Source organism: Streptomyces sp. NPDC059224 (assembly GCF_042754285.1).
GTDB lineage: Bacteria > Actinomycetota > Actinomycetes > Streptomycetales > Streptomycetaceae > Streptomyces.
Map to the genome: position 1 here is coordinate 52,381 of NZ_JBHZAN010000023.1, position 14,023 is coordinate 66,403.

Annotated in this window: 14 protein-coding genes; 6 read left to right on the plus strand and 8 right to left on the minus strand. The window is 74.0% G+C overall.

The features are described 5' to 3' along the window. Positions 1–82 precede the first annotated feature (82 nt). From ACFXI4_RS25455 to xylB, 4 genes are all read right to left on the minus strand, one after another. Entirely contained in the window at positions 83–1,339 is a 1,257-nt protein-coding gene (locus tag ACFXI4_RS25455) for a GAF domain-containing protein (protein WP_384994911.1), read from the minus strand. A gap of 87 nt (positions 1,340–1,426) precedes the next feature. Further along, positions 1,427–2,032: an N-acetylmuramoyl-L-alanine amidase gene (locus ACFXI4_RS25460; protein ID WP_384994914.1), complete on the minus strand. Its 606-nt coding sequence runs from the start codon at positions 2,030–2,032 to the stop codon at positions 1,427–1,429. 362 nt (positions 2,033–2,394) lie between these two features. Then, the gene (locus ACFXI4_RS25465; protein ID WP_384994916.1) at positions 2,395–3,603 is read right to left on the minus strand and encodes an ROK family protein; all 1,209 of its coding nucleotides are present in this window, start codon (positions 3,601–3,603) and stop codon (positions 2,395–2,397) included. Positions 3,604–3,657: 54 nt separating this feature from the next. Then, the gene (gene xylB / locus ACFXI4_RS25470; protein ID WP_384994919.1) at positions 3,658–5,103 is read right to left on the minus strand and encodes a xylulokinase; all 1,446 of its coding nucleotides are present in this window, start codon (positions 5,101–5,103) and stop codon (positions 3,658–3,660) included. 216 nt (positions 5,104–5,319) lie between these two features. Between xylB and xylA the strand changes: the two genes are divergently transcribed. Together xylA and ACFXI4_RS25480 are read left to right on the plus strand one after the other, a co-directional pair. After that, positions 5,320–6,486, plus strand: coding sequence for a xylose isomerase (gene xylA, locus ACFXI4_RS25475; RefSeq protein WP_384994922.1), 1,167 nt, complete (start codon positions 5,320–5,322; stop codon positions 6,484–6,486). Positions 6,487–6,691: 205 nt separating this feature from the next. Then, entirely contained in the window at positions 6,692–7,186 is a 495-nt protein-coding gene (locus tag ACFXI4_RS25480) for a hypothetical protein (protein WP_384994924.1), read from the plus strand. Positions 7,187–7,228: 42 nt separating this feature from the next. Here the strand turns inward: ACFXI4_RS25480 and ACFXI4_RS25485 are convergent, their stop codons facing one another. Beyond that, entirely contained in the window at positions 7,229–7,513 is a 285-nt protein-coding gene (locus ACFXI4_RS25485) for a hypothetical protein (RefSeq protein ID WP_384994927.1), read from the minus strand. A 271-nt stretch (positions 7,514–7,784) separates the two neighbouring features. Here ACFXI4_RS25485 and ACFXI4_RS25490 point away from each other — a divergent pair, with 271 nt between their 5' ends. Beyond that, positions 7,785–7,967: a hypothetical protein gene (locus ACFXI4_RS25490; RefSeq protein ID WP_181809683.1), complete on the plus strand. Its 183-nt coding sequence runs from the start codon at positions 7,785–7,787 to the stop codon at positions 7,965–7,967. A 52-nt stretch (positions 7,968–8,019) separates the two neighbouring features. On the opposite strand, the gene ACFXI4_RS25495 is transcribed toward ACFXI4_RS25490, so the two are convergent. The 3 genes from ACFXI4_RS25495 to ACFXI4_RS25505 form a co-directional block, all read right to left on the minus strand. After that, on the minus strand, positions 8,020–8,859 hold the full coding sequence (locus ACFXI4_RS25495; protein ID WP_384994929.1) for a hypothetical protein: 840 nt from the start codon (positions 8,857–8,859) through the stop codon (positions 8,020–8,022). Between the two features lie 135 nt (positions 8,860–8,994). Then, positions 8,995–9,291, minus strand: a complete 297-nt coding sequence (locus tag ACFXI4_RS25500) for a hypothetical protein (RefSeq protein ID WP_384994932.1) — start codon at positions 9,289–9,291, stop codon at positions 8,995–8,997. 158 nt (positions 9,292–9,449) lie between these two features. Next, positions 9,450–10,049 carry a class I SAM-dependent methyltransferase gene (locus ACFXI4_RS25505; RefSeq protein ID WP_384994935.1) on the minus strand — a complete coding sequence of 200 codons (600 nt, stop codon included), beginning with the start codon at positions 10,047–10,049 and terminating at the stop codon, positions 9,450–9,452. A gap of 150 nt (positions 10,050–10,199) precedes the next feature. On the opposite strand from ACFXI4_RS25505, the gene ACFXI4_RS25510 reads away from it, so the two are divergent. The 3 genes from ACFXI4_RS25510 to ACFXI4_RS25520 all read left to right on the plus strand — a co-directional run bounded on the left by ACFXI4_RS25510 (position 10,200) and on the right by ACFXI4_RS25520 (position 14,013). Continuing rightward, positions 10,200–10,973, plus strand: a complete 774-nt coding sequence (locus ACFXI4_RS25510) for an MHYT domain-containing protein (RefSeq protein WP_384994937.1) — start codon at positions 10,200–10,202, stop codon at positions 10,971–10,973. Positions 10,974–11,062: 89 nt separating this feature from the next. Beyond that, on the plus strand, positions 11,063–13,579 hold the full coding sequence (locus tag ACFXI4_RS25515; protein ID WP_384994939.1) for a nitrate- and nitrite sensing domain-containing protein: 2,517 nt from the start codon (positions 11,063–11,065) through the stop codon (positions 13,577–13,579). Beyond that, on the plus strand, positions 13,576–14,013 hold the full coding sequence (locus ACFXI4_RS25520; RefSeq protein ID WP_384994942.1) for a roadblock/LC7 domain-containing protein: 438 nt from the start codon (positions 13,576–13,578) through the stop codon (positions 14,011–14,013). Before ACFXI4_RS25515 ends, ACFXI4_RS25520 begins: the two co-directional genes overlap by 4 nt. Positions 14,014–14,023 lie beyond the last annotated feature (10 nt).

Consider the following 14,023-nt stretch of genomic DNA (forward strand, 5'->3'; position numbering starts at 1 on the left):
CTTGCAGATGCGCTGCCCGCCGTTGGGCAGCTCCGGCGCGCAGGCTAGGGAAGCGGACGTTGCGCTCACGTTGCACCGCAGGTCAGCGCGCCGGAGCCGCCAACTCCGACTCCAGTGCGGTCAACCGGCTGCGGACCACCGGGGTCGGCCGCACCGCCGCGAGGGCACGCCACACCTGGACGTCGTCCTCGCCCCACGGAGCGTGCGCCCAGTCCGCCAGCAGATCGGGATCGCGGCGCGCGATCAGCGCGGCCCGCAGCCCGTCCGCGAGCCGTCGCCTGAGCAGTACGACCGCGGGCGCCTGCGAAGCGGGCAGCAGCGGACCCGGGTACGCCGTCACCGCCGCCGTCACCGCCCCCGCCTCCAGCCGCCGCTCCACGACGCTCGCGTCGGACTCGACCGGAGCGGTCAGCCGGTACGGTCGGGAGGCGAGCAGCCCGGGCCCCAGCAGCCTCCGCAGCCGGGCCAGTTCGGCCCGCAGTGTCACCGGCGTCACCGACTCGTCCTCGTACAGCGCGCACAGCAGCTCGTCGCCGGTCAGTCCCTCCGGATGGCGGGAGAGCAGCACCAGCAGCTCGCTGTGGCGGCGGCCGAGCCTGATCCGGTGCCCGCCCAGCCGGAGTTCGGCCTCGTCACGGCCGAGCGCCGCCAACGCGGGCGACTCGTCGGCGGGCGCCGGCGGATCCAGCAGCGCCAGCTGCGACTCGGCGGCCCGCGCCACCGCCTGCACGAAACCCAGGCTGTGCGGATGCGCCAGCCGGTCGCCGCCGGTGATGTCGACGGCGCCCAGCACCCGCCCGTTGCGGGGATCGTGCACCGGCGCCGCCGCGCACGTCCACGGCTGCACCCGGCGGATGAAGTGCTCCGCCGCGAACACCTGCACCGGCCGGTCCACGGCCACCGCCGTCCCCGGCGCGTTGGTGCCGACCGCGCTCTCCGACCAGCGCGCGCCCGGCACGAAGTTCATCCGGTCCGCCCGCCGCCGGGTCGCCGGATGCCCCTCCACCCACAGCAGCCTGCCGTCCGCGTCGCACACCGCCAGCAGATGTTCGCCGTCCGCCGCGAACGTGCCCATCAGCTCCCGCACCAGCGGCATCACCCTGGCCAGCGGATGCTCCGCCCGGTAGGTCCCGAGGTCCCCGTCGGTCAGCTCCACCCGGGCCGCGCCGTCCGGTCCCACCCCGGCCCGTGCCGAACGCCGCCACGACTCGGCCACCACCGACCGCACCGGGCGCGGCACCGTACCCGCCGTCGTGAACGTCTCATGCGCCCGGCGCAGCACCCGGACGCGCGCGGCAGGGTCGGCCCCCGGTTCCAGAGCCACCCACTGATCGGTCAACTCGGCCTCCCGGAAGGCGATGCGGCTGGGGACATCGTCACCCAGGGTGTTCGGTCCGACAACCGTTTCGACCGCTCTGCCTCGCCCTCACTCCAAGGACAGTCCGACCAGCCTCATGTAGCGCGCCCAGTCCCAGTGCGGACCCGGGTCGGTGTGATCGGTCCCCGGCACCTCGGCATGGCCGATGACGTGGTCACGGTCCTTCGGGATCCCGTATCTGTCGCAGATGGACGCCGTCAGCCGCGCCGACTCCGCGTACAGGGCGTCGGTGAAGTACTCCGGCTTCTCCACCCAGCCCTCGTGCTCGATGCCGATGCTGCGCGTGTTGTACTCCCAGTTCCCCGCGTGCCAGGCGACGTCCGACTCCCGGACGCACTGCGCCACATGGCCGTCGGCCGAACGCAGCAGATAGTGCGCGGACACCCGATTCTTCGGGTTCTGGAAGATGGACAGCGTGCCGGCGTACGCGTACTGGGTCACATGGATGATCACCCGGTCGATGCCGCACCCGTCGGGGCGCTGGGCCGACGTGCGGTTCTCGTCGCTCGCCGCCTGCCACTCGGCCCTGGGGTAGTCGATGACTCCGGTGCTCGCGCCCGCGGGGCGGGCGGGGAGCAGCGGGTAGGGGACGGCGGCGAGGGCCGCGCCCTTCAGGAGCAGTCGCCTGGTGGGGAGCGGTCGTGCCCGGTCCATGGATGAGGTCCCTTTCCGAAGCGTGCCCGAAGCACGGGGGAGTCGCGGTCAGCGGCGCGGGGCCACCGCGGTCTCGCGCGGCCGCGCGTGCGGTCCGCGGTAAGTCTCGCGCGCGGGCGGCCACTCCTTGCGGAGCTCGGCCACACAGGTGTGGTTGGTGTCGCACACCTCGGCCGACGGCGATGCCGCCGTCCCCCGTGCGTGCACCCGTCGGTCCCACGGACCGCCTCGCGTGCAACACGTTACGGCGCCGACGGGTGGGGAAGGAGGGCGCGAAGTGGCTCTGTGGACGGGGCGGCGCTGGTGGAAAACGTCGTCACCCGGACGGGGGAAGGAGCCGGCGCCCGGCCCGGCGATCGCCCTCAGACCCGTTCCGCCACCGTCGCCGGATCGTCCAGTACGGCGCGGACCACCGAGTGGGCGGCGCCCAGGAGCGGGCCTTCGGACCCGAGGCGGGAGACGGCGACCGGGCAGGCCGGGCCGGTCGTGCGGTCGGCCAGTTCGGTCTCCAGGGACGGAAGCAGCCACGGGGCGAGGCCGGCCAGGGCGCCGCCCAGAACCACCGTCTCGGGATCGAGGAGGTTGACGGCGCCGGTCAGGGCGATGCCCAGGGCCGTACCGGCGTCGTGCAGGGCGCGGCGTACTCCCTCGTGGTCCTCGCCCGCCCGCAGCGCGAGCAGACCCACCGCGTCCTCGCGGGGTGCGAGACCGGCCGCGCGCAGCACCGCCTCCTCACCGGCGTACTGCTCCAGGCACCCGCGCCCGCCGCAGGCGCAGTGCGGTCCGTCGGGGTGGACCGGCACATGGCCGAGTTCGCCCGCGAACCCACGCTTCCCCCGCAGCAGCTGGCCGCCGACGACGACCGCGGCGCCGATACCGATCTCCGCGGACACGTGCAGGAAGTCCGGTGGGGTGGCATCGCCGAGCCACAGTTCGGCCAGGGCACCGAAGTTGGCCTCGTTGTCGACGTTGGGTGGGAGGTCGGCGGGCAGCAGCGCGCGGAGGTCGGTGTCGTGCCAGTCGAGGTTCGGGGCGTGGACGACCGTGTGCCCGTCGCGGTCCACCAGGCCGGGGACGGCGACCGCGAGACCGGCCGGCCACAGCCCTTCGCGCTCCGCGTCCGCCACGACCCGCCGGACCAGCTCGGAGAGCTCCTCGACCACCGGTTCCGGCGCCCGGCCCCGGTTCGCGCCGTGCCGCACGGCACGCGCCCGTACCTCGCCGCGCAGGTCCACCGCGCACACGGCGAGGTGGTCGACCCCGATCTCCGCCCCGATGCCGACCGGGCCGCGCCCGCTCACCGCGAGCGCGGAACCGGGCCGTCCGACCCGGCTGGGCCGCTCGGGCCCCAGCTCCTCCAGGAGTCCCCAGCGGACCAGCTCGTCCACCAGGGTCGACACCGCCGCCCTGGTCAGACCGATGCGTGAGGCGACCGCGGCCCGCGACAGCGAACCCTCGGCGCTGACCGCGTGCATCACGCGCGCGAGGTTGCGCCGGCGCATGCCCTGCTGGGTGTCCGGCAGGGCACGGCCGGTCGTCGTCGGGCGGGCCTCGTGCAGCGGTGCGGTCATGCCTCGATCAATCCTCAGTCCCCTGGACGGTCCTGCGACCTGCCTCCCGCGCGGTCACCGCTCCTGCGGCGCCCGGTCCAGCAGCGGGGCCGCGTCGGAGAGTACCCCGGAGATCCTCGCCAGCGTCGCCGAGTCCCGCTCCACGGCGTCCAGCACCGGTCCCGCCGCCGTGTTCCAGCGCCGGGCCACCGCCGCCGGATCCTCACCGGTCAGCAGCCCGGCCGCCTGCGCGGCGGCACCGAGGGCGACCAGTTCCTTCGCCTCGGGCACCTGCACCGGACGTCCCGACAGCCGCCGTACCGTCTCCTGCCAGGCGCGGCCCCGGGCCCCGCCGCCGATCAGCAGCAGCGGCGTGGTCCGGTCGGCGTCCGCGTCGAGCACCAGGTCCAGGGCGCCGAGCAGGGCGTGCACGGCGCCGTCGTAGGCGGCCTGCAGGAGCTGTCCGGCGGTGGTGTCATGGCGCAGGCCGTGCAGCAGCCCGGAGGCGTTCGGCAGGTTGGGGGTGCGCTCACCGTCCAGGTACGGCAGCAGGGTGACCGAGGTACCGGGCTCGACGGCCTCCCGGTCCAGGCCGAGCAGCGCCGCGACCCGGTCGACCGCGAGGGTGCAGTTCAGTGTGCAGGCCAGCGGCAGCCAGTCGCCGTGCGCGTCGGCGAAGCCCGCGACGGTACCGGTCGGATCGGCGGGACGGTGCTTCGACACCGCGTACACCGTGCCCGAGGTGCCGAGGCTGAGCACCGGCGTCCCGGGGCGCAGCCCGAGACCCAGCGCGGCCGCCGCGTTGTCGCCCGTACCCGGCGCCACCAGGGTGCCCTTGGAGAACGGCAGCTCGTGACCGTCACGCACGGTGCCGGCGATCTCGCCGGGGCGGACCACGCGGGGCAGGAACGCCGGGTCCAGGCCCACGTGGGCGAGGGTCTCCTCGTCGTACGCCTCGGTCGCCGACGCCCACCAGCCGGTGCCGGAGGCGTCACCGCGGTCGGTCGTGCCCTGCCCGGTGAGGCGCTCGGTGAGGTAGTCGTGGGGGAGCCGGACGGCCCTGGTCGCACGGACCGCCTCCGGCTCGTGCTCCGCCAGCCAGGCCCACTTGGTGACCGTGAAGGACGCGCCCGGAACACTGCCGGTGCGCTCCGCCCAGGCCTTCGGCCCGCCCAGCTCCTCGACCAGCCGCTGGGCCTGGGGCGCCGAACGGACGTCGTTCCACAGCATGGCCGGGCGCACCGGCTCGCCCCGCTCGTCCAGCGTGACCAGACCGTGCTGCTGCCCGCCGATCGACACGGCCGCCGCCTCGCGCGCCGCGTCCCCGCACTGGCGCAGCGCCTCGCACAGCGCGTCCCACCACTGACGCGGATCGCTCTCCCGCCCCGCGCCGGAGGACACGGTGTGCGGCGCCTGGCCGCTCGCCACGACCTGGCCGGTGGACGCGTCGACCACCAGCGCCTTGGTGGACTGGGTGGACGTGTCCACGCCGACGACGAGCGGACCCTCGGCTGCTGACATCGGGCTCTCCCTTTTTCCGCGGCTCGCGGTTTACCTGACCTGCAGTTTTTCCGGTCCGACGGGGTGTCGCGACCCGGTTTTCGTCCTTCGGGGACAGGGTGACCCTTCCCAGGGACGCGTCGGCATACTAATTTGTAAACCGCCATGACGAAATAGTCGGCACGACAGTCGTCCGGCACAGTCTTCGCGCAGAACCCCCGAGCAAGGAGCCGCGGCATGAGCTACCAGCCCACCCCCGAGGACAGGTTCACCTTCGGCCTGTGGACCGTCGGCTGGCAGGGAAGGGACCCGTTCGGCGACGCCACCCGCCGTGCCCTCGACCCGGTCGAGACGGTGCAGCGCCTGTCCGAACTGGGCGCCCACGGTGTGACGTTCCACGACGACGACCTGATCCCCTTCGGGTCCTCCGACACCGAGCGCGAATCGCACATCAAGCGCTTCCGCCAGGCCCTCGACGCGACCGGCATGAAGGTGCCGATGGCCACCACCAACCTCTTCACCCACCCGGTCTTCAAGGACGGCGCGTTCACCGCGAACGACCGTGACGTGCGCCGTTACGCCCTGCGCAAGACCATCCGCAACATCGACCTGGCCGCCGAGCTGGGTGCCGAGACCTACGTCGCCTGGGGCGGCCGTGAGGGCGCGGAGTCCGGCGCCGCCAAGGACGTGCGCGTCGCTCTCGACCGCATGAAGGAGGCCTTCGACCTCCTCGGCGAGTACGTCACCTCCCAGGGCTATGACCTGCGCTTCGCCATCGAGCCCAAGCCGAACGAGCCCCGCGGCGACATCCTGCTCCCCACCGTCGGCCACGCGCTCGCCTTCATCGAGCGCCTGGAGCGCCCCGAGCTGTACGGCGTCAACCCCGAGGTGGGCCACGAGCAGATGGCCGGCCTGAACTTCCCGCACGGCATCGCGCAGGCGCTGTGGGCCGGCAAGCTCTTCCACATCGACCTCAACGGTCAGTCCGGCATCAAGTACGACCAGGATCTGCGCTTCGGCGCCGGCGACCTGCGCGCCGCCTTCTGGCTGGTCGACCTGCTGGAGAGCGCGGGCTACGAGGGCCCGAAGCACTTCGACTTCAAGCCGCCGCGCACCGAGGACCTCGACGGCGTGTGGGCCTCTGCCGCCGGCTGCATGCGCAACTACCTGATGCTCAAGGAGCGCGCGGCCGCCTTCCGCGCCGACCCGGAGGTCCAGGAGGCCCTGCGCGCCTCCCGCCTGGACCAGCTGGCGCAGCCGACGGCCGCGGACGGCCTCCAGGCGCTCCTTGCGGACCGCGCGGCGTTCGAGGAGTTCGACGCGGAGGCGGCCGCCGCGCGCGGGATGGCCTTCGAGCAGCTCGACCAGCTGGCGATGGACCACCTGCTGGGCGCCCGGGGCTGAACCCGTACGCGCGCGTGAGGGCCGCTCTCGGAGCGAACACCCGCACGCGCGCGTGCCGTTGCCCGCACCCGCGCGACCGGTTGCCCGCACCCCGCGACCGGTCCGTGCGGGAAATGCTCCGGAATCGTGCGGTCCGTTGCATGAGTCCGTATCAACTCCGGCTCGGGGCTCGCGCGATGACCGGTACGCGGTGACTCTTGGCGGTATGGCCCTGCCACCCGTACCGCCCCGCCCGCCCGGCCCGCCGAACGGCACCCCGCCCTCGGACGGAGGCGACGACCCGCCTCCGTACGGAGGGTTCGGACCGCCCTCGGGAGGGGGATTCGGGGACCATGACCCGCCCACCGCCGTCGACTGGGCGTCCGGTCCGCCCCCGGAGCCGCCCCGCCGGCGCAGGGGACCGCTGTACGCCGTGCTGACCGTGCTGGTGGCCGCGGTGGCCGTGGCCGTCGTCTTTCTGATGGTGTCCGGCGGCAACGGTTCGCCCGGTGACACGTCCACCACGAGCAGCCCGACCGCGTCCGCCTCCGCGCGGCCGTCCTTCAGCCTCCCGACGGAGCTGCCCAGCGGTCTGCCGTCGGGACTGCCCAGCGGTCTGCCGTCGGGGCTGCCGAGCGAACTGCCCTCCACCTGGCCGTCGGAGCTCCCCAGCGGGCTGCCGAGCGGTCTGGACTCGCTGCTGCCCTCGCTGCCGGGGTGACCCCCAGCCGGCCGGGGCCGCCCGCGGTTCCGGCCCTCCGGCTCAGTCCAGTGACCCGAACCACCGCACCACGGCGGCGGTTCCCGCCTGCTGGGAACCCGGGTGCGGGGAACCGCCGTAGTCCCGCTCGCCGAGGTCGACCACCGGGGCGTCGGCGCCGTGGGCGCGCAGGGCGGCGTGGCAGCGGGCCGTGTTCGCGTTGACGGCCTGCTCGCCGCCGTCGGCGTAGTGGAGGCGGACCGGCGCCTTCGGTGTCCACCCGGTGCAGACGCCGTCGGTGATCAGCAGGGCCGCGGCCAGCCCCCGCGCGACGGAACATCCGGCCAACCGGCCGCTGTGAGTGGGATTTTCCGCAGGCCGGCCGTCCGGTTGCGCGGCACCGGCGGGCGGCGGAACACCGGGGGGCAACCCGTCCCGACACCGGGGCGGGAGTGACTACGCTGGGAGCGGGACTGCTTCACAAACTGTTCGACCCGGTATCAGGGACCAGTAGGGGTCGCTCGTCAGGGATGTCTCAGGGGCGCGGTCCGGAACCGCGGGAGGCGCGGGCCCGTTTTCAGATCAGAGAGCGGCAGTGGCCGCGAAGGAGGCGACGCTGATGTCGAAGAACGCGAAGATCGCCGCAGGAGGTGTGGCGGTCGGGCTCATCCTGCTGATATGGCTGCCCTGGTGGGTGACGTTCCTGATCGTGGTCGGCGTCCCGGTGGCCGCCTACCTCACCCTGGACCCCTCGCAGCGGCGCAGGCTGCGCAGGGTGACGCGCAAGGAGATCGGCCGCTGAGCCACCCGCCCGAGGCCGCGGATCCCTCGGCGGGAGCGCGGCCCGGAGGGGTTCACAGGGGCCGTACGGCCATCTTGTCCAGGGCCTCCAGGAGGCCGGGGAGCTCGGGGCCACGTCCCACGGGCAGGACCTCCCCGGGCTCCGCGTCGAGAAGCACGAAGGCGATGTCGTCGGTGCGGGCCACCATCGACCAGCCGGGCCCGTCGGCGCGCAGGGTCCGCGCGTCACCCGGGGCGAACGACGAGCGGACCCGGCCCAGCGGCGGAGGCGTGTCCACGTAGGCGCGCGCCTCGGCCAGTACCCGCCGGATCCCGAGGTGCCCCTTCGCGGCCGTCACGCCGTCCCCAGGGGCCTCCTCGGAGGCTTTCGGTGCCTCGTCCAGCGCCGGGAAGTGGTCGTCGCCGATCTGTTCCCGCCAGACCGCCCACTGGAGGGCGATCTCGTCCGCGCCCAGCCGCCGCTGCGCGGGGCCCCAGGAACTGGTGTCCGGCGGGGTCAGCGGGGCACGGTCGGCGATCTCGGGGCCGGGGTCGTGCGGCGCGGGCACGTTCGGGGCCGCCACGGCGACCGCGAGCGGCCAGCCGGGCAGGGCGGCGACCACGGTGCGCTCGTCCGGGGAGAGGTCGTGCTCCATGCCGCAGTCCCAGGACGCGATCGCGACCGCGACCAGCGAGACGTCGTCCACGACGACCGTCCAGCGCGCCCCACCACCGTCCTGGCCCAGCACCAGGCCGTAGCCGTCGGCGCGCGGTGCCAGCTCCAGCGCCGCGCAGGCCTCCGGGTAGTCGTCGCCCAAGACGCTCGGAAACTGCGCGGGCGTCAGCAGCACCGCGGTGAGCACGTACAGCGCCTCGTCCGCGGCGGCGAGGGCCTCCTCGTCCGTCCCGGCCATGCCTGCCTCCCAGTCGTTCGTCCAACGGCGCGCACCCTAGTGCGATCGGAAGGCCGTTGTCACGACCGGCCACCACAGCCGGAGCTGCAGCTTTCCACCGGGAGGGGGACGAAACGACCTCGGCGGGGCGAAGCATCAGGCGACCGGCAGTCCGAGGAGGTCGCGCGCCACCGTCCGCGGCGACTGCCCGCGTTCCCGCGCCAGCGTGACGACGGCACGGCAGGCCAGTTCGCTCACCCCGAACGACAGCGCCTCCGGCGACACCCAGCCGGCCGTCTCCTCGATCCGGTCCTGGTCGTCCTCCGCGCGGGCCGCCACATAGGCGGCCGCCGCCTCGAACAAATTGTGTGCACGCTTCTCACGACGCTCCGGCACCCGCGTGCCCCCGGCGCCACGAACCCTCTCCGCGTACCTGCGCATCCGGTCGAACATGCCGGCCACCTTCCTTCGTCGGCTGTCGCATGACTGTCGCTCGCGAACATTCGTCTTCCTCTGTCGAACGTAGAGTTGAAGCCCCGGCGACAGAAGAGGGCATGGCCGACCCGTCCCGACCGGCCCCGGCCCGGCCTCGGGGGAGCGGCGGTCGCCGGCTAGTCGCCGCGGACCGCGAGTGCCAGGAAACGGGTGTCCTCGTCCACGTACGAGGTCATGTGCCAGCCCGAACCGGCGAGCAGCGGACCGAGGTTGCCCTCCGCGCGCAGGTCGCCGGGGGTGATCCGCCGTCCCTGGCGCGCCGCCAGGGCGGCCCGGCCGATGGGGTGGAACAGGGCGAGCGTGCCGCCGGGGCGGACCACACGCGCCAACTCCCGCAGATTCCGGGCGGGCCGGGGCAGGTGGGCGATCAGACCCGCGGCGAACACGGCGTCCAGTGACTTCGAGCGCACGGGCAGCGCGGCGACGTCGGCGAGCAGCAGCCGTCCGTCACGGTGGCGCCCGGCGCGTACCGCGGCCTGCAGCATCGCCGGGGTCAGGTCCATTCCGAGGACCGCGCCCGAGGGTCCGACGGCGGTGCGCAGCGGCGGCAGCGCGCGGCCCGTACCGCAGCCCGCGTCGAGCACCCGGTCACCCGCGCGCAGCCCCAACTCGGTCACGGCCGCCGCGTACGCGGGGCCGTCGTCGGGGAACCTGCTGTCCCAGTCGGCCGCTCGTGCTGTGAAGAACTCCTGGACGTGCGTGTGGTCGTCGCTCATGGTTCGCATGTTCCCTCACCGTCACGGAGGATGAACCTGCGCGCACGTTCGAGCCGGACGCGATCGTTCCGGCACATCTCCGGGTCATATTGCAACACCTTTCGAAATGCGCCCGCTTCATGCTTCCGTGCCCCCTAGCGTCCCTTGGTCATGGGACACCTGGACCACGCCACCTTCGGCTGGCTGACCCCCGTGCTGTCGTACGTCATGGCCTGCATAGGCGCCGCACTGGGGCTGCGCTGCACCGTCCGTGCACTCGGCAGCACCGGCCGCTCGCGCCGCAACTGGCTCCTCACCGCGGCGTCCGCACTCGGCACCGGCATCTGGACCATGCACTTCGTGGCCATGCTCGGCTTCGGCGTCAGTGGCACCGACATCCGCTACGACGTGCCGCTGACCATCCTCAGCCTGCTCGTCGCCGTGATCGTGGTCACCGCCGGCGTCTTCGCCGTCGGCTACAGCCGCGACCGCAACCGGGCACTTCTGCTGGGCGGGCTCACCACCGGCCTGGGCGTCGCCAGCATGCACTACCTCGGGATGGCGGCGGTCCGGCTGCACGGTGACGTGCACTACGACCCGATGCTCGTCGGGCTCTCCGTGCTCATCGCGGTGGCCGCCGCGACCGCGGCCCTGTGGGCGGCGCTCAACATCAAGTCACCCGTGGCGGTCACCGTCGCCTCACTGGTCATGGGCGCGGCCGTCAGCAGCATGCACTACACGGGGATGTTCGCGGTCAGTGTGCGCGTCACCCCGTCCGGAGCCGCCCTGCCCGGAGCCACGGCGATGCAGTTCATCTTCCCGCTCGCCGTCGGCCTCGGGTCCTATCTGTTCCTCACCTCGGCCTTCGTCGCGCTGTCTCCCACGGCCGGCGAGCGCGCGGCGTCCGCCTCGGCCCAGCGGCCCGTCACCAGCACCGCGCGGTGACCGGCCCCGCGCCGCACCGACCGGCCGCCGCACGCGACCCGGTGCGGCCCGGGCCCGCGGTCCCCTACCCACTCCCGAGCGAGGAGGCCATGCGTACACCCCGTAGGACCCCCACGGCAGACCCGCGGACACCGTCCCCGCGGCCACCCAGCGGCCGCCGCGCGCACGCCGGAGCACCGGCCGACGAACCGGTCGACGACGTCGTCGGCACCACGTCCGGCGACGCGCCCGCCGGAGGCTGGCGGATCCGTCCCCGGACGGTCCGGGCCAAGGTCGTCTGCCTGCTCATGGTGCCGGTCATGTCGCTGCTCGCCCTGTGGGCGTACGCCACGGTCACCACCGCTCAGGACGTCTCCCGGCTGCGCCAGTCCCAACGCGTCGACGCCGCGTTGCGGACCCCGGTCGCCGACGCCGTCGCCGCGCTCCAGGCCGAACGTACCGCGGCCGTCCGCTACGCCACCGACCCCACCGCCGAACGGGGCGGTGACCTCAAGAGGCTCGGCACCCGTACCGACCGGGCCGTGGCCGAGCTGAGGCTCGGCAAGGACAGCACCGTCGCCGACAGCGGGGAACTGCCCTCCGGTGTCGCCCAGCGCCTCCAGGTCTTCGTCACCGACGCCGAGGGACTGCGCGCCCGCCGGACGGCGGTACCGGGCCGGGGCGCCGGCTGGGACGAGACCTACGGGCGGTACACGCAGACCATCGCCAGGGCCTTCGCCGTGGACGGCTCCCTCACCGGCGTCCAGGCCGACGACATGGGCGCCGACGCGCGCGTGCTGCTCGAATTCTCCCGCGCGGGAGAGGCGTTGGCCCAGGAGGACGCGGTCCTCGCCGGTGCCCGGCGGACCGGTGGCCTGGACGGCGAGCCGCTGCGCCTGTTCACCGGCGCCGTCGACACCCGCCGAGCCCTGACCGACGTGGCCGTCGCGGACCTGCCCGGCGCACAGCGCACCGCCTGGAGTCGGCTCGCCGCAGGTGACGACTACGGCGCGCTGGGGGCCGCCGAGGACCGGATCCTCGCGAGCCGGCCCGGAGCCAAGGCGCTGGACGCGGTCCCGGAGGCGACCTGGGACGCCGCTCACGCGCGCGTGCGGGACGGTATGCGGACCATCCAGACCGGCACGGCACGGGCGGTCGCGGGCCGGGCCGATCCGTTCGCGCGCGGCCTGCTCACCCCGGCCGGAGCCGCCGTCCTCTTCGGGCTCCTCGCGGTGACCGCCTCGCTCGTCATCTCGGTACGCATCGGACGCGGCCTCGTGATCGAGCTGGTGAGCCTGCGTAACGGCGCACTGGAGATCGCCCGGCGCAAGCTCCCCGAGGCGATGCGCAGACTGCGGGCCGGCGAGGAGATCGACGTCCACGCGGAGGCACCACCGGGGCCGCCCGCGGAGGACGAGACCGGACAGGTCGCGGAGGCCCTCGCCACCGTGCACCGGGCAGCCCTGCGCGCCGCCGTGGAGCGCGCCGAACTCGCCAGCGGCATCGCGGGCGTGTTCGTCAACCTCGCCCGCCGCAGCCAGGTCCTGGTCCACCGGCAGCTGAGCCTGCTGGACAGCATGGAACGCCGCTCCGACGACCCGAACGAACTCAGCGACCTGTTCCGCCTCGACCACCTCACCACCCGGATGCGCCGCCACGCGGAGAGCCTGATCATCCTCTCCGGGGCGGCCCCCGGCCGGGCCTGGCGCATGCCGGTCTCCCTGACCAACGTCGTACGGGCCGCGGTGTCGGAGGTCGAGGACTACGCGCGCGTGGAGGTACGCCGGCTCCCCGAGGCGGCCGTCGTCGGCGCGGCCGTGGCCGACCTCACCCATCTGCTCGCCGAGGTCGTGGAGAACGCCGCCCAGTTCTCGCCGCCGCACACGCGCGTGCGCGTCTGCGGGGAACCCGTCGGCAACGGCTACGTCCTGGAGGTCGAGGACCGCGGACTCGGCATGGGCCAGGAGACCCTCGCCGAGGCCAACCGGCGGATCGAGCAGTCGGAGGCCCTCGACCTGTTCGACAGCGACCGGCTCGGCCTGTTCGTCGTCAGCCGGCTCGCGGCCCGCCACGGCATCAAGGTGCACCTGCGGACCTCGCCCTACGGCGGCACCACCGCGGTGGTCCTGCTGCCGAAGGCCCTGCTGCACGCGGGTCCGGCGGAACGTTCCGGCCGTCCGGCGGCCGGCGTCGGACAGGCACCGGAAGGCGGGGAGGACGCGCGCGTGCCCGGCACCGACTCCCCGCAGGCCCCCGTCGCCCCCGCCGCCCGTCCCGCCCTCGCCACGACCCCCACCACCCGCACCACTGCGCACCCGGCGCCCGAGCCACCACCCCCCGGAGTCACGACCTTGAGGCCGCACCGCCCACCGCACGGCTCCGAACCCCGCGACGACGACCTGCCACGCCGGGTGCGGCAGGCGAGCCTCGCCCCCCAACTGCGCGATCCACACACCGAGGCACCCACGCCCGCCCGGGGCGGGGACGAACGCACCCCCGAACTCGTCCGCGACCGCATGACGGCCTACCGCGACGGCTGGGCGCGCGGCGGCGGCAGGCAGCCCGGCCGCGCAGCCACCCCGGAACCCGAAGAGGGCACCGACAGCACCGAAGGAGACCGCGCATGATCCAGGACCCGGGCCTGAGGGCCGACCACCGATCCGGTGAACTCGACTGGCTGCTGGACGACCTGGTGCTGCGTGTCGAAGAGGTACGGCACGCGGTGGTGCTCTCCAACGACGGCCTCGCCGTCGGCGCCTCGACCGCCCTCGGACGTGAGGACGCCGAGCACCTCGCCGCCGTCGCCTCCGGCTTCAACAGTCTCGCCAAGGGCACGGGACGGCACTTCGGGGCCGGCGGGGTGCGCCAGACCATGGTCGAGATGGACGACGCCTTTCTCTTCGTGGCCGCCGCCGGCGACGGCTCCTGCCTCGCCGTACTCACCGCCGTCACCGCCGACATCGGCCTGGTCGCCTACGAGATGGCACGCCTGGTCAAGCGCGTCGGTGAGCACCTCTACACCGCACCGCGGGTCGCCGCCCGGCCGCCCGCCGCCGGATGAGCCGGAAGCG

Coding starts and splice junctions, on each gene's coding strand:
- ACFXI4_RS25480 (WP_384994924.1), top strand. CDS start 6,692: ATGGCCCTGCCACCCGTACCGCCCCGCCCGCCCGGCCCGCCGAACGGC.
- ACFXI4_RS25520 (WP_384994942.1), top strand. CDS start 13,576: ATGATCCAGGACCCGGGCCTGAGGGCCGACCACCGATCCGGTGAACTC.
- ACFXI4_RS25505 (WP_384994935.1), bottom strand. CDS start 10,049: ATGAGCGACGACCACACGCACGTCCAGGAGTTCTTCACAGCACGAGCG.
- ACFXI4_RS25515 (WP_384994939.1), top strand. CDS start 11,063: ATGCGTACACCCCGTAGGACCCCCACGGCAGACCCGCGGACACCGTCC.
- ACFXI4_RS25465 (WP_384994916.1), bottom strand. CDS start 3,603: ATGACCGCACCGCTGCACGAGGCCCGCCCGACGACGACCGGCCGTGCC.
- xylA (WP_384994922.1), top strand. CDS start 5,320: ATGAGCTACCAGCCCACCCCCGAGGACAGGTTCACCTTCGGCCTGTGG.
- ACFXI4_RS25510 (WP_384994937.1), top strand. CDS start 10,200: ATGGGACACCTGGACCACGCCACCTTCGGCTGGCTGACCCCCGTGCTG.
- xylB (WP_384994919.1), bottom strand. CDS start 5,103: ATGTCAGCAGCCGAGGGTCCGCTCGTCGTCGGCGTGGACACGTCCACC.
- ACFXI4_RS25495 (WP_384994929.1), bottom strand. CDS start 8,859: ATGGCCGGGACGGACGAGGAGGCCCTCGCCGCCGCGGACGAGGCGCTG.
- ACFXI4_RS25490 (WP_181809683.1), top strand. CDS start 7,785: ATGTCGAAGAACGCGAAGATCGCCGCAGGAGGTGTGGCGGTCGGGCTC.
- ACFXI4_RS25500 (WP_384994932.1), bottom strand. CDS start 9,291: ATGTTCGACCGGATGCGCAGGTACGCGGAGAGGGTTCGTGGCGCCGGG.
- ACFXI4_RS25460 (WP_384994914.1), bottom strand. CDS start 2,032: ATGGACCGGGCACGACCGCTCCCCACCAGGCGACTGCTCCTGAAGGGC.